Source organism: Pseudomonas sp. K5002, assembly GCF_013386655.1.
Taxonomy (GTDB): Bacteria; Pseudomonadota; Gammaproteobacteria; order Pseudomonadales; family Pseudomonadaceae; genus Aquipseudomonas.
Map to the genome: position 1 here is coordinate 1 of NZ_JACARK010001550.1, position 809 is coordinate 809.

Annotated in this window: 1 protein-coding gene; it reads left to right on the forward strand. The window is 62.9% G+C overall.

Annotated features, from left to right (window positions below; translation table 11 throughout):
* Positions 1–809 (forward strand): condensation domain-containing protein (locus HX846_RS37855; RefSeq protein WP_256740500.1); only part of this gene is annotated, 809 nt, incomplete at both ends.

The following is an 809-nucleotide window of genomic DNA, read 5'->3' on the forward strand; positions in this document are numbered from 1 at the left end:
AGGGCGTGATGCCAAGGCCAGTGAAACGTTCTGGCGTGCGCAACTGCACGCGCTCGACGCGCCGACGCGCCTCGCCGAAAACCGTTTCGCCGCGCCGCAGCCGGCTGTCGAAACCAGCCATGCCAGCCTGTATCACTCACTGTCCCAACAGCAGACCCAGCGCCTGGGCGAATTCGCCCGCCAGCAAAAGGTCACCCTCAATACCGTGGTCCAGGCGGCCTGGTTGCTGCTCCTGCAACATTACACCGGGCATGACACGGTGGCCTTCGGCGCCACGGTGTCCGGACGCCCCGGCGAACTCAAAGGCGTCGAACAGCAGATAGGCCTGTTCATCAATACCTTGCCGGTGATTGCCAGCCCCCGGCCGGAACAATCGGTCACCAGCCTGCTGCAACAGCTTCAGGCCCGCAACGTTGCGTTGCGCGAGCATGAACACACGCCGCTGTTCGAGATTCAGCGCTGGGCCGGGCAGGGCGGTGAAGGCCTGTTCGACACGCTGCTGGTGTTCGAAAACTACCCGCTGGCCGAGGCCCTGCAAGCGCAGGCACCGTCAGGCTTGAGCTTCGGCACGGTGGGTAATCAGGAACAGACTAATTTCCCGTTGACCCTGGCCGTTAATCTCAATGAGACCCTGAGCCTGCACTTCACTTATGCCCATGCTGCGTTCCATACACATACAATCCAGCGCCTGGCTGAGCAGGTGGAGCACGTGCTCGCACAGATGGTGAGCCTGGCCGCCGACCGTAGCCTGGGCGATATCGACCTGGTTGGCGCGGCGACGCGCAACGTGCTGTTGCGCGACTGGAATG